The sequence below is a fragment of the Mycobacterium hackensackense genome (assembly GCF_025822555.1).
GTDB classification, from domain to species: Bacteria; Actinomycetota; Actinomycetes; order Mycobacteriales; family Mycobacteriaceae; genus Mycobacterium; species Mycobacterium fluoranthenivorans.
The window spans coordinates 370,100-382,675 of sequence record NZ_JACKUC010000031.1 but is presented as its reverse complement, the minus strand read 5'-3'; the positions used below and the strand labels follow the sequence as shown (position 1 = coordinate 382,675).

At 67.1% G+C, this 12,576-nt stretch carries 11 protein-coding genes; 7 read left to right on the top strand and 4 right to left on the bottom strand.

All coding sequences use genetic code 11. The features are described from left to right. Positions 1 to 17: 17 nt before the first annotated feature. On the top strand, positions 18 to 560 hold the full coding sequence (locus tag H7J86_RS21910; RefSeq protein ID WP_267293456.1) for a class I SAM-dependent methyltransferase: 543 nt from the start codon (positions 18 to 20) through the stop codon (positions 558 to 560). A gap of 28 nt (positions 561 to 588) precedes the next feature. On the opposite strand, the gene H7J86_RS21905 is transcribed toward H7J86_RS21910, so the two are convergent. Both H7J86_RS21905 and H7J86_RS21900 read right to left on the bottom strand, forming a co-directional pair. Further along, the gene (locus H7J86_RS21905) at positions 589 to 2,430 is read right to left on the bottom strand and encodes a family 2A encapsulin nanocompartment cargo protein cysteine desulfurase (RefSeq protein ID WP_267293454.1); all 1,842 of its coding nucleotides are present in this window, start codon (positions 2,428 to 2,430) and stop codon (positions 589 to 591) included. Further along, a complete protein-coding gene (locus tag H7J86_RS21900; protein WP_090353484.1) occupies positions 2,417 to 3,340 on the bottom strand; it encodes a family 2A encapsulin nanocompartment shell protein in 924 nt (307 codons plus the stop codon). The genes H7J86_RS21905 and H7J86_RS21900 overlap by 14 nt, the downstream gene beginning before the upstream one ends. Before the next feature lie 310 nt (positions 3,341 to 3,650). On the opposite strand from H7J86_RS21900, the gene H7J86_RS21895 reads away from it, so the two are divergent. Further along, positions 3,651 to 4,901 (top strand): thioester domain-containing protein, encoded by a 1,251-nt coding sequence (locus H7J86_RS21895; protein ID WP_267293451.1) that lies wholly within the window; start codon positions 3,651 to 3,653, stop codon positions 4,899 to 4,901. Between the two features lie 4 nt (positions 4,902 to 4,905). On the opposite strand, the gene H7J86_RS21890 is transcribed toward H7J86_RS21895, so the two are convergent. Then, complete coding sequence (locus H7J86_RS21890; protein ID WP_235632650.1) at positions 4,906 to 6,888, bottom strand: glycoside hydrolase family 15 protein; 1,983 nt, start codon at positions 6,886 to 6,888, stop codon at positions 4,906 to 4,908. A gap of 67 nt (positions 6,889 to 6,955) precedes the next feature. After that, the gene (locus H7J86_RS21885) at positions 6,956 to 8,173 is read right to left on the bottom strand and encodes an FAD-dependent oxidoreductase (RefSeq protein ID WP_267293449.1); all 1,218 of its coding nucleotides are present in this window, start codon (positions 8,171 to 8,173) and stop codon (positions 6,956 to 6,958) included. A gap of 29 nt (positions 8,174 to 8,202) precedes the next feature. Here H7J86_RS21885 and H7J86_RS21880 point away from each other — a divergent pair, with 29 nt between their 5' ends. From H7J86_RS21880 to H7J86_RS21860, 5 genes are all read left to right on the top strand, one after another. Beyond that, positions 8,203 to 8,397, top strand: coding sequence for a hypothetical protein (locus H7J86_RS21880; protein ID WP_267293447.1), 195 nt, complete (start codon positions 8,203 to 8,205; stop codon positions 8,395 to 8,397). 359 nt (positions 8,398 to 8,756) lie between these two features. Beyond that, the gene (locus H7J86_RS21875; RefSeq protein WP_090353491.1) at positions 8,757 to 9,791 is read left to right on the top strand and encodes a sulfate ABC transporter substrate-binding protein; all 1,035 of its coding nucleotides are present in this window, start codon (positions 8,757 to 8,759) and stop codon (positions 9,789 to 9,791) included. Continuing rightward, positions 9,788 to 10,651 (top strand): sulfate ABC transporter permease subunit CysT, encoded by an 864-nt coding sequence (cysT, locus tag H7J86_RS21870; RefSeq protein WP_090353493.1) that lies wholly within the window; start codon positions 9,788 to 9,790, stop codon positions 10,649 to 10,651. Before H7J86_RS21875 ends, cysT begins: the two co-directional genes overlap by 4 nt. After that, on the top strand, positions 10,648 to 11,460 hold the full coding sequence (gene cysW / locus H7J86_RS21865) for a sulfate ABC transporter permease subunit CysW (protein WP_090353495.1): 813 nt from the start codon (positions 10,648 to 10,650) through the stop codon (positions 11,458 to 11,460). Before cysT ends, cysW begins: the two co-directional genes overlap by 4 nt. Before the next feature lie 19 nt (positions 11,461 to 11,479). Then, the gene (locus H7J86_RS21860; RefSeq protein ID WP_090353496.1) at positions 11,480 to 12,529 is read left to right on the top strand and encodes a sulfate/molybdate ABC transporter ATP-binding protein; all 1,050 of its coding nucleotides are present in this window, start codon (positions 11,480 to 11,482) and stop codon (positions 12,527 to 12,529) included. Positions 12,530 to 12,576 lie beyond the last annotated feature (47 nt).

Here is a 12,576-nt window from a genome sequence, read left to right as displayed (position 1 = left end):
CTCCTAGGGTGGCGGCTGTGAGCACGCAGGACCGCAGCCGCTGGGACGCGGCATACGCCGACCGGGAGCCTGCATCTGAAGCCGGGCTGCCCGTGGTGTTCGCCGCGCACGAGTCGGCGTTCCCCGCCGCGGGCAGAGCCTTGGACCTTGCGTGCGGCCAGGGTTCGGCCGCGGTCTGGCTCGCGCGCCGCGGACTCGACGTGCTCGGTGTCGACGTCTCGGGTGTTGCGGTCGAACGGGCCCGTGCGCTCGCGAATACCGCAGGCGTGGCGGACAACTGCCGATTCGAGGTCGCCGACCTCGATGACGGCCTGCCTCCCGGGCCACCCGTGGATGTCCTGCTGTGTCACCGCTTTCGGGATCCGCGGAGGTACTCGGCGATGAGCGAACGGCTCAGACCCGGTGGGCTGCTGGCCATCTGTGTGCTCAGCGAGGTCGGTGGGTCGCCGGGGCCGTTCCGGGCCGTCGCCGGTGAGCTGAGCGACGCCTTCGCCGAGTTGGAGACCGTCGCGGCGGGGGAGGGCGACGGGCAGGCTTGGTTGCTCGCCCGCGCGCGGTGACCTCGGTGGCGTGCGTCGGCTCGCGAGGCTAAGCGGAGCCTTCCGCGATCCGGCGCACCGCGCGCAGGAACACGTCGATCTCGTCGAAGGTGTTGTAGAACGCGAAGGATGGACGCACGGTGGCTTCCAGGCCGAGCCTGCGCAGGATTGGTTGTGCGCAGTGATGACCTGCCCGCACCGCGATGCCTTCGGAGTTCAATGCCTTCCCGACCTCCAATGGCTCGTGCCCTGCCAGCACGAAGGACAGCACGCTGGCCTTCTCTTCGGCCGTGCCGACCAGACGCACCCCTGGGATGTCGGCCAGTCGCGGGGTGGCGTAGTCCAGCAGCGCGTGCTCATAGGCGGCGATGCGCTCGATGCCGATTCGCTCCACGTACCGGATCGCCTCGCCGAGACCCACCGCGTCGGCGATATTGCCGGTACCGGCCTCGAACTTGTTCGGGATGCCTTGGTAGATAGCGCGATCCAGCGTGACGTCGGCGATCATGTTGCCACCACCCTGCCAGGGTGGGGTTTCCGCGAGCGCGTCCTCGGTGCCGTAGAGCACGCCGATCCCGGTGGGGCCGAAGATCTTGTGCCCGGAGAACACGAAGAAGTCCGCGCCGAGGGACTGCACGTCGATCGGGACGTGCGGGATGGACTGTGCACCGTCGATGAGCACCCGCGCGCCGTAGCGATGCCCGAGTTCGACGATCTTGTCCACCGGGGTCACCGTGCCCAGTGCGTTCGAGACATGCGTGGCCGCGACCAGCTTGGTCTTCGGTCCCAGCAGCTTCTCGAACTCGCCCAGCAGCAGGTTGCCCGCGTCGTCCACCGGGGCCACCTTCAGCACCGCACCGGTCCGCTGCGAAATGAGCTGCCAGGGAACAATATTGGCGTGGTGCTCAAGGTGGGTGATGACGATCTCGTCGCCGGGGCCCAGATGTTTGCCGCCCCACGAATAGGCCACCAGGTTGATCGCCTCGGTGGTACCGCGCACGAAGATGATCTGCTCGGACCGCGGTGCCCCGATGAACCGGCGCACCGCTTCGCGGGCATCCTCGTACGCATCGGTCGCCCGGGCCGCCAACTCGTGCGCCGCACGATGGATGTTGGAGTTCTCGTGCGCGTAGAAGTAGGCCAGCCGGTCGATCACCGACTGCGGCTTCTGAGTGGTCGCCGCGTTGTCGAACCAGATCAGCGGTTTGCCGTTGACGGTTTCGCGCAGGATCGGGAAGTCGGCGCGGATCGCGTTGACATCGAAGATCTCGTGGTCGTCGCGGATCAACGGAACCGGTTCGGGCGCTGGCGGTTTCAGGAAATAGTAGCTTTCCGCATCCCGAGACGCCGGTGCCGATCCGGTCCAGCCGAGATCGGGCACGTCCGGCACCGCACCTGGCCAGACCGGCGCGTTACCGCGGGGCGCCGGGGGAGCCGACGGCGGGGCAGCCGGCACACCGGGTGCCGTCGGCACCAGACCCGTCAGGGGCGAGCGAAGCAGCGCAGACAGATCCGGCACCGCGAACGCCTCCAGCCCGCTGAACGGCACCACCGGGCTGGCCGCGCCACCACGTGGCGCCACCGGCGCGGCGCCTGGCGGAATCCCTTCCGGCCCGGGCGACGTCGGGGCCGGAACGTTCACCTCGGGCACCGAGACGAACTCGGCCGGGGTGCCCGGATGGGCGGCGCCGGCGGCGGTAGAGCCCGCCGACGTCGCCGTCGTGACATCCGGTGCCACCCCTCGAGGGGCCACCTGGGTGGCCGCGGGTGGACTGTCCGGACCGGGCCGGATGCTCGTCGCGAACAACTGGGTGGCCAGTGCCGACAGCTCGGCTTCGCTTATCGGCAGCTCGCCTTCGGCATCAAGGGATCGGTATTCACTTGTACTCATGGAACTGGTCCACTGCGACGTCGTCCAGTACCGCGAGCGCATCGTCGGTGAGCACCGCCAACGACGAGTACAGGGTGACCAGATACGACGCGATCGCCGACCGGTTGATACCGGTGAACCGCACCGACAGACCCGGCGCCTGCTCGCCGACCAGGCCCGGCTGGAACAGCCCGACCACACCCTGGCGCTCCTCGCCGGTGCGGACCAGGATGAACTTGGTCTTGGAATCCTCGACCGGCACCTTGTCACTGGGCACGATCGGGATACCGCGCCACGTGATGAACTGCGCGCCGAACAGGCTCACCACTGGTGGCGGCACTCCGCGGCGGGTCGCTTCCCGACCGAACGCGGCCACCCCGAGCGGATTGGTGAGGAAGAACGCGGGCGTCTTCCAGACCTTGGTGATCAGCGAATCCAGATCATCAGGAGTGGGCGTGCCGCGCCGGGTGGAGATGGTCTGCTCCGGGGTGACCTGCGACAGCAGGCCGTACTCCGGGTTGTTGACCAGTTCGTACTCCTGGCGTTCCTTGATGGTCTCGATCGTCAGCCGCAGCTGCTGGGCGACCTGGTCGTGCGGGCTGGAATACAGGTCCGACACCCGGGTGTGCACATCGAGCAGCGTCGAGATGGAGCGCAGCGTGTACTCGCGCGGGCTCGTCTCGTAATCGACATAGGTCTCGGGCAGCGGATCGTCGCTGCCGGTGCCCTCGTCGGCGTGAATCGCGACGCGGTCGGGATTGACGACCCGATTGACCCGGTAGATGCCCGCCTCCACCGGCACCCAGGACAACAGGTGCAGCAGGAAACGGGGGGTGATGGTCGACAGCTGGGGAACTGTCTTGGTCGCGTTCGCAAGCTGCCGGGCGGCGAGATCGCCGAGAGCCTGCGACTCGTTCTGGGCAGACGTCATGGTGCTACCTCCGACGGGGTTCTGTTGTGTGATGCGGCGGCCACGATACGGCCTATCGGACGCCGTCACATGGTTAGGACGCAACGAGAGGGAAAGTACCCAGCACTCGGCAGGGGTGGTTTTCTCGCGCGTATGCCGTATCGTGGGGCCCATGTCTCACGACGCCCGGATGCGCCGCGCTTTCGCGTGCCCCGTCGTCGTGCAGTGTTGTTGTTGTTGATTTTCTGACGCCGGCCCCCTGCGTGTCTGCCCGCCCATCTCTGGCGGTGTGTGGATACGCGTTCTCACAGCCACCAGAAAGCAACGTTCGATGTCTGCTCTACCTCTGCTTGCCGTAACCCGTACCGCCGTCGCGGTGCGCCGTGTCGTTCGCCGCGACCCCGAGATCGCCCGGATGACCCGCTACCGCGGCGGCACCTTCTCGCCAACGGTCGACACCATCGTGTTCTCCGACGGGACCACCGCGCGCACCGACCTGATCAGGCTCAACCCCAATATCGACGCGTACTCGCTGGACTTCATGGGGGTGGCCCCGACTGTCCCTTCGCGTTATCGGCCGGCCAACTGGTCCGCCGTGCCCAATGTGTCGGCGCGGGCCGTCGAAGCCGAGGTGGATTGGATCATCCGCAACTCGTTCCCGACGCTGGGCACCGTGGAGCTCAGCCGTCGGTTGCGTGCGGCCGGCTACTTGCTGGGCGGTTCGCACCTGGCCGAGCACGAGGCGATTGCGGCCACGCAGGCGGCGATCTGGCATTTCACCAATGGTCTGAAGCTGGACAATCGACCACTCAACGTCCCCGTCAATGTCCTCAGCGAGCCGGAGTCGATGACCTTCGAATTCGAAGGTGAGCCCCAATTGGGCGGCTACACAGTCGAACTCGGCGCAGATGGGGCAGCCTCGCTGGTGCTGCAGAAATCGGTGGACGGCCATCGGTGGCGTGACGTCGCCGGCTCGGAATTGAACGTGGCCGCGGGCGCTGGCCGGCATCGGACCACCCTCGGTGTGGGTGCGACGACCTCGGAAACCCGCCCGGGACGCCGGCACCGCGGCTATCGCTTCTACCGGTTACAGGTGATCGCCGACCGGACCGTCTCCGTCGACATCGACGACGTGACCTTCTCGCTGCACGGATCCGGCAACTACCGCAACGCCGACCGCGTCGTCGCGCTGTACGACTACCTGTTGGCCGGTGCCGACACCGCCCGGCGGCTGACGGTGGTGCCGCGACTCACCGCGGACCGTGCCGTCATCGACGCCGACCGGATTCTCGGTCCGTTCCGATTCGACGCCACCGATACGGCGGCCCTGTCAGCCATCGGCGGCACGTTGGTCGAGCGCGATGGAGCCCCGATCGAAGGTCCGGTGGCGCCCGGCCGCGAGATCTACCTACGTCCCGCCGGTCAGAGCCGCCAGATCGTGGTGACCGCCAGCGTGCCCGCAGCATCCAATGGATTCGGCGGCCGGGTCATCACCGGGGTCGCCTATGACGACCACCGGCTGACACCTGTCGCGCTGGCTGTGCCGACGCCGACGGTGATCGACTTCGAGATCACCTTCTAGCCGCTCATCCCGGTGCGTTGGCCGGCTGGAACACCCCGGTGCTGTCGGCTTCCTCCTCGGCACGGATCACGTGGACGACCGCGTTGATCAAAGCGAGGTGGGTGAACGCCTGCGGGAAGTTGCCCAGGTGGCGCCCGGTGCGGGGTTCGATCTCCTCGGCGTAGAGGTGCAGGGGGCTGGCGAAGGACAGCAGCCGCTCGCACAGATGCTTGGCGCGGCTCACCTCACCGATCTCCACCAGGGCCGACACCAGCCAGAACGAACAGATGGTGAAGGTGCCCTCCTCACCGGACAGCCCGTCGTCGGTCTCCTCGACGCGGTAGCGCAGCACCAGGCCCTCGTCGGTGAGTTCATCGGCGATGGCCAGCACGGTGGCCCGGATCCGCGGATCGTCGGACGGCAGGAAACGGGTCAGCACGGCCAGCAGCAGCGAGGCGTCCAGCGCATCGTCGCCGTAGCGCTGCGTGAGCACCCCGCGCGAGTCCACGCCGTGGGCCAGGATGTCGGCCTTGATCTCCTCGGCGACGACGCGCCACTGCTGCGCATAGGACTTCTCGCCCTGCAGCTCGGCGAGTTTGGAGCCGCGGTCCAAGGCCACCCAGCACATGATCTTGCTGGAGGTGAAGTGCTGCGGTTCGCCGCGGACCTCCCAGATTCCGCGGTCCGGTTCCTTCCAGTGCTTGATGGCTTCCTCGACCTGTTGCTTGAGGACGGGCCACAGCGCCTCGGGGATCTGCTCGCGGGACTTTGCGTGCAGGTACACCGAATCGAGCATGGTGCCCCAGATGTCGTGCTGCATCTGGTTGTAAGCGCCGTTGCCGATGCGCACCGGGCGGGCGTTGTCGTACCCGGACAGATGGTGCAGCTCGTCCTCGACGAGGCTGCGTTCCCCGCCGACGCCGTACATCACCTGAAGTGGGTGGTGTTCGCCATTGTTGGCGCCGGAGACATCGGCGATGAAGGAGAAGAAGTCATCGGCCTCGCGATCCAGACCCAGGGTGTACAGGCCCCACAGGGCGAAGGTGGAGTCCCGGATCCAGGAGTAGCGGTAGTCCCAGTTGCGTTCGCCCTGCGGGGTTTCGGGTAACGAGGTGGTGGGAGCAGCCAGCAGGGCGCCGGTGGGCGAATAGGTCAACCCCTTCAGCGTCAACGCCGAGCGCTGCAGGTACGACCGCCAGGGGTGATCGGGGAAGTCGCCGATGTTGATCCACTGCCGCCAGGACTCGCTGGTCTTCCACATCTTCTCCGAGGCCTCTTCGAAGGTCTGCGGTGCCGGATGCTTGGACCACGACAACGCGACGAAGACGTTGTCCCCTTCGGTCAGCCGGGTGCGGGCGCGCGCCTCGTGGCCCTCCAGACCGATCCGCAGGTTGGTGGTCAGCCGCAGGGTGGGGTGCGCCTCCGGGTCCTTGTGCGAGCGGGCGATCGCTTCGCCGTAGGCGGCCGCCGAGTACTCCCAGGTGGCGGACTGACGGCCGTAGTCGAAGGACGGTTCGCAGTTCATCACCAATTCGACGACGCCGGACACGCAGCGCACGGTGCGCAGCAGGATGTGTTCGGCATCCCAGTCCATCGGGGTGCGCCGGTGGGTCCGGGAGCGGGTGTCGATGTCGTGCCAGGGGCCCATCACCAGGGCATCACGCACGATCATCCAGCCGGTATGGGTCTGCCAGGTGGTTTCCATGATCAGGGAGCCGGGCAGGTAGCGCCGCGCCGAGGGGACGGTGACGCCGTAGGGGGCCAGCCGGAAATGCCCGGCGCTGCGATCCAGGATGGCGCCGAACACGCTGGGGGAGTCCGGGCGCGGCACGCACAGCCATTCCACCGAACCGGCGGCGGAGATCAGGCAGGTGTTCTCGCAATCGGACAGGAACGCGTAGTCCGCGATCGGCGGGAACGGGTTCCGTAACGTCCCGCTCGCACTCGCGTACGGGACGGGGGCGGTGACGGAGAGCGGCGCCTCGTGATCGGTGTGTTCCAGGACCATGCCCGACATCATCGACTGCCGAGCGGTCCGCCGTCCACCGGTAGCAGCTACCGGGCGTTCTGCCGGGTCATCGCCTGGCGAACGCCGGGATGTGTTCCGGAAGTGGCCCGATGGCCACGCCGTACCCGGCGATCTTGCGCAGCAACGGGATCCGGGTGAACATCCGGACCGGAGCCGGTACCGTCGTGGCCGCACCCTGCACGGAAGCTGCGATCACCTTGGCATGGATGGCACGCTGCACACCCTGGATCAACGCGGTCGGCACCCAGCGTCTGGCCTGCACCCTGGCGAGATCCCGCGTGCTCACCCGGCCGGCCCGTAACGGATCGGCCAGAATGCGCCCCGCCGCCACGGCATCGGCCACCGCCAAGTTGATGCCGACACCGCCGACCGGGGACATCGCGTGGGCCGCATCGCCGATCAGCAGCAGCCCGTCGGTGTACCAGCGCCGCAGCCGGTTGAGCTGGACGTCGAGCAATTTGACGTCATCGAAATCGGTGAGGGTGCCGATCCGGTCGCCGAGCCAGGGCACCAGGTCCACCACACCGCGGTGCAGGGCCTCGATGCCCTCGGCGCGCAGCCGGGCATCGCTGCCCTTCGGGATGATGTAGGCGCACTGGTAGTAGTCACCGCGATCGATGACGATCATCGCGTGCCCGGCACCGAGCACCCCGGCCAGACCGTGCGGATCTCCCTCGGTGCGGGGCAGCCGGAACCACCAGACATCCATCGGCGCCCCAAAGCTCTTGGGCACCAAGCCCATTCCGTCCCGCAGTGTCGATCCGCGACCGTCGCAGGCGACCGTCAGATCGGCGCGCATCTCGTGCTCGCCGTCGGCGTCGCGGTAGCGCACCCCGACCACCGCACCACCGGACCGCAACGGACCCAACACTTCGGTGCTGCGCAACAGCCTGAACGACGGCTCCCGCTCGGCCGCCGCGGCCAGCAATTCCAGGAAATCCCACTGCGGCACCAGCGCGATGTGCTGGTGCCGGCCCGGAAGATGCCGCAGGTCGATGTCCACCGGGGTGTCCTGCACGGACATGCTGATCGTGTCGATCAGCCGGTGCGGCACGTCCGCGAACGCGGGCCCCAGACCCAGTTCGTCCAGGTCGCGCAAGGTACTCGCGTGCACCGTGTCACCGCGGAAGTCGCGGAGGAAGTCGGCGTGCTTCTCCATGACGGTGACGTCCACGCCGGCCCGGGCCAGCAGCAGGCCCAGCATCATTCCGGCCGGGCCGCCGCCGGCGATCAGGCATCCGGTGGCATCGGGGGTTGTCGGCATGGCCTCATCGTGGCACTACTGTGAACCGCATGGGTGGGATCCTCAGCTGGTGGGACGGCGTCGAACTGTGGCTGTCCGGCCTGGGCTTCGTCGCGCAGACCGCGGTGGTGATGCCCGTGGTGCTGGCGCTGGCCTATGGCATCGCGGTGGTGCTCGACGGTGCCCTGGGTAACGGCATCAAACTGCTGAGCCGGGCCAACCATGAGGACGAGGATTCGCGATGAACCAGATGCCCCGGTCACGCGTCACCCTAATCCTGCTCATTCTGATCGCGCTCGTCCTCGTGACCTGGTACTTCACCCGTTAATGCGGTGTGGGACACACCCGTATAGCGGACTGAGTCGATTCTGTTAGGCTTCGCGCCATGCACGCAGTGTCCGGCAGCATGACGAGCCATGTCCTGGCTCTGTCTGCCGTTGATCTTTGCGCTGGCATCACTGTGCACTGTTGTCGCTGACCCCAACCCGTCTCGCGGTTTGGCGTCGGTTGTGGCTGTCATCCAGCCATCGTTCCCCGGCCATCTCCTCCGTCGTGACGGGCTCATCTCCGCCCCATCCCGTCAGAATCGAAGGAAAGGCCGTTAATGTCCGAGAGAATCAAGTCGCGCTGGAGTGCGGCTGCAGCGCTGGCCGTGTCGGCGACCCTGCTTGCCGCGTGCGGCGGTGGGGGATCCAGCGACGTGGCCGGTGACACCGGAGGCGCGAAGGCCGACACCACGCTGACCCTGGTGGCTTACGCGGTGCCGGAGCCCGGCTGGAGCAAGATCATCCCGGCGTTCGCTGCCACCCCCGAGGGCAAGGGCGTCGCCGTGACGACGTCCTACGGGGCCTCCGGTGACCAGTCGCGCGGTGTGGTCGACGGTAAGCCGGCCGATATCGTGAACTTCTCCGTGGAGCCCGACGTCACCCGTCTGGTGAAGGCCGACAAGGTGGCCAAGGACTGGAACGCCGACGCCACCAAGGGCATCCCGTTCGGATCGGTGGTGTCGCTGGTCGTCCGCAAGGGCAACCCCAAGGGAATCAAGGATTGGGACGATCTGCTCAAGCCGGGTATCGAGGTCGTCACCCCCAGCCCGCTGAGCTCGGGTTCGGCCAAATGGAACCTGCTGGCCCCGTACGCCGCCAAGAGCAACGGCGGCAAGGACTCCGCCGCAGGCCTGGACTTCGTCAACAAGCTGGTCACCGAGCACGTCAAGACCCGCCCGGGCTCCGGTCGCGAAGCCACCGATGTATTCCTGCAGGGCACCGGTGACGTGCTGATCAGCTATGAGAACGAAGCGATCAACGTCGAGCGGCAGGGTAAGGATGTCGAGCACGTCAACCCGCCGCAGACCTTCAAGATCGAGAACCCGGTCGCCGTGGTGAGCACCAGCGCCCATCTGCAGCAGGCCACCGCACTGAAGAACTTCCTCTACACCGCCGACGGCCAGAAGCTGTGGGCCGAGGCGGGCTTCCGCCCTGTCGACCCCGCCGTGGCCGCCGACTTCGCCAAGGACTTCCCGACCCCGGAGAAGCTGTGGACGATCGCGGACCTGGGCGGTTGGAAGGACGTCGACCCGGCGCTGTTCGACAAGGACAACGGCAGCATCACCAAGATCTACAAGCAGGCCACCGGATGACCTCTGCTGTCACTGACGGCGCTCCGGGAGCTTCGGCTCCCGGGGCGCCTCGGGACCCGAGGGCCCGGCAGTTCGGCACCACCTCGTTGCGGGTGGGGGCCGCCTCGATCTGGCTGTCCGTGATCGTGCTGCTCCCGTTGGCGGCCATCCTCTGGCAATCCGCCGGAGGCGGATGGACCGCGTTCTGGCAGGCCGTGACGTCCAATGCGGCGCTGGAATCGTTCAAGGTGACCGTGACGATCTCGATCGGCGTCACGCTGGTGAACCTGGTGTTCGGCCTGCTGGTGGCCTGGACACTGACCCGCGACACCTTCCCCGGCAAGCGCCTGGTCGATGCCGTCATCGACCTGCCGTTCGCCTTGCCGACCATCGTCGCCAGCCTGGTGATGCTGGCGCTCTACGGTCCCAACAGCCCGGTGGATTTGCACCTGCAGCACACCAAGTGGGGTGTCGGGGTGGCGCTGCTGTTCGTCACACTGCCCTTCGTGGTGCGCTCGGTGCAACCCGTGCTGCTCGAACTGGACCGCGAGGTCGAGGAGGCGGCGGCCTCGCTGGGCGCCAACAGCTTCATCATCCTGACCAGGATCATCCTGCCCGCACTGCTGCCGTCCTTGCTGTCCGGGGCGGGACTGGCCTTCTCCCGTGCCATCGGCGAATTCGGCTCGGTGGTGCTCATCGGTGGTGCGGTGCCCGGGGAGACCGAGGTGTCCTCGCAGTGGATTCGCACCCTGATCGAGAATGACGACCGCACCGGTGCGGCAGCGATCTCCATTGTGCTGCTGCTGGTTTCGTTCGTCGTACTGTTCATCCTGCGGGCGGTGGGGTCCCGGGCGGCCAAGCGTGAGGAACTGGCGAAATGACGCTGTCGTCCCCAGTGCGCTACCTCGTCCGATTCTTGGCGCTGGCCTACGTCACCGTCCTGGTGATCGTCCCGGTGGGGCTGATTCTGTGGCGTACGTTCGAGCCGGGGATCGGCACGTTCATCGCCTCGATCACCACCCCGGCCGCCATCTCCGCTCTGCAGCTGTCGCTGTTGGTGGTGGCGATCGTGGTACCGCTCAACGTGCTGTTCGGGGTGCCCACCGCACTGGTGTTGGCCCGCAACAGATTCCGGGGCAAGAGCGCGTTGCAGGCGGTGATCGATCTGCCTTTCGCGGTATCACCGGTCGTGGTCGGCGTGGCCCTGATCCTGCTGTGGGGCAGTGCCGGCCTGCTCGGTTTCGTCGAGAACAACCTCGGCTTCAAGATCATCTTCGGTCTGCCCGGTATCGTGCTCGCCAGCATCTTCGTCACCGTTCCGTTCGTCATCCGTGAGGTCGAACCGGTGCTGCACGAACTGGGCACCGACCAGGAAGAGGCGGCCTCGACCCTGGGCTCGCAGTGGTGGCAGACGTTCTGGCGGATCACCCTGCCGTCCATCCGGTGGGGTCTGACTTACGGCATCGTGCTCACCATTGCGCGCACCCTCGGCGAGTTCGGCGCCGTGATCATGGTGTCGTCCAATCTGCCGGGGACCTCGCAGACCCTGACCCTGCTGGTGGCCGATCGATACAGCCGCGGCCAGGAGTACGGCGCCTATGCGGTCTCGACTCTCTTGATGACCGTCGCAGTCATCGTGCTCGTCGTTCAGGTGATTCTCGACGCCCGGCGTGCCCGGGCGGCAAAATAGGGCCCCTAGGAGAGGCACAGTGACTTCCAAAGAGACAACAAACGCCATCACCGTCAAGGGCGCCAACAAGCGCTATGGCGACTTCGTCGCCCTCGACAACATCGATTTCGTCGTCCCGGACGGGTCGCTGACCGCCCTGTTGGGACCCAGCGGTTCGGGTAAGTCCACGCTGCTGAGGGCGATCGCCGGCCTCGACGTTCCGGACAGCGGCGCCATCACCATCAAGGGCGAAGATGTCACCGGTGTGCCGCCGCAGCGGCGTGGCATCGGCTTCGTGTTCCAGCACTACGCCGCGTTCAAACACCTCACGGTGCGGGACAACGTGGCGTTCGGCCTCAAGATCCGCAAGCGGCCGAAGGCCGAGATCAAGGACAAGGTCGACAACCTGCTGGAGGTGGTCGGTCTGGCCGGCTTCCAGACCCGATACCCGAATCAGCTCTCCGGCGGTCAGCGCCAGCGGATGGCCCTGGCCCGCGCGCTCGCGGTGGATCCGCAGGTGCTGTTGCTCGACGAGCCCTTCGGTGCACTGGACGCGAAGGTGCGCGAGGATCTGCGGGCCTGGTTGCGCCGGCTGCACGACGAAGTCCATGTCACCACGGTGCTGGTGACCCACGACCAGGCCGAGGCACTGGACGTGGCCGACCGGATCGCCGTGCTCAACAAGGGCCGCATCGAGCAGGTCGGCTCGCCCACCGAGGTCTACGACGAACCGGCCAACGGATTCGTGATGTCCTTCCTCGGGGCGGTGTCCTCGGTCAACGGTTCATTGGTGCGCCCGCATGACATCCGGGTGGGACGCAATCCGGAGCTGGCCATCGCCAGTGATGACCCGAATGTCGCCGCCACCGGGGTGATCCGGGCGGTCATCGACCGGATCGTGGTGCTGGGCTTCGAGGTGCGGGTCGAGCTGACCAGCGCGACCGACAACACGCCGTTCACCGCGCAGATCACCCGTGGGGACGCGGAGGCGCTGGGTCTCAAGCAGGGTGACACCGTGTACGTGCGGGCTACCCGCGTGCCGAATCTGGCGGGCGACACCCCACAGTCAGTGGCGCTGTCGGGGGTGTGAACCTCGGCTCCGAACTGCCCGATCCCGGTGGGGTCGGGCAGTCGTGC

What these genes read in the sequence shown, in the direction of transcription:
- H7J86_RS21905 (WP_267293454.1), bottom strand. Translation starts at nt 2,430, where the DNA reads ATGAGTACAAGTGAATACCGATCCCTTGATGCCGAAGGCGAGCTGCCG.
- H7J86_RS21895 (WP_267293451.1), top strand. Translation starts at nt 3,651, where the DNA reads ATGTCTGCTCTACCTCTGCTTGCCGTAACCCGTACCGCCGTCGCGGTG.
- cysW (WP_090353495.1), top strand. Translation starts at nt 10,648, where the DNA reads ATGACGCTGTCGTCCCCAGTGCGCTACCTCGTCCGATTCTTGGCGCTG.
- H7J86_RS21885 (WP_267293449.1), bottom strand. Translation starts at nt 8,173, where the DNA reads ATGCCGACAACCCCCGATGCCACCGGATGCCTGATCGCCGGCGGCGGC.
- H7J86_RS21900 (WP_090353484.1), bottom strand. Translation starts at nt 3,340, where the DNA reads ATGACGTCTGCCCAGAACGAGTCGCAGGCTCTCGGCGATCTCGCCGCC.
- cysT (WP_090353493.1), top strand. Translation starts at nt 9,788, where the DNA reads ATGACCTCTGCTGTCACTGACGGCGCTCCGGGAGCTTCGGCTCCCGGG.
- H7J86_RS21880 (WP_267293447.1), top strand. Translation starts at nt 8,203, where the DNA reads ATGGGTGGGATCCTCAGCTGGTGGGACGGCGTCGAACTGTGGCTGTCC.
- H7J86_RS21875 (WP_090353491.1), top strand. Translation starts at nt 8,757, where the DNA reads ATGTCCGAGAGAATCAAGTCGCGCTGGAGTGCGGCTGCAGCGCTGGCC.
- H7J86_RS21890 (WP_235632650.1), bottom strand. Translation starts at nt 6,888, where the DNA reads ATGGTCCTGGAACACACCGATCACGAGGCGCCGCTCTCCGTCACCGCC.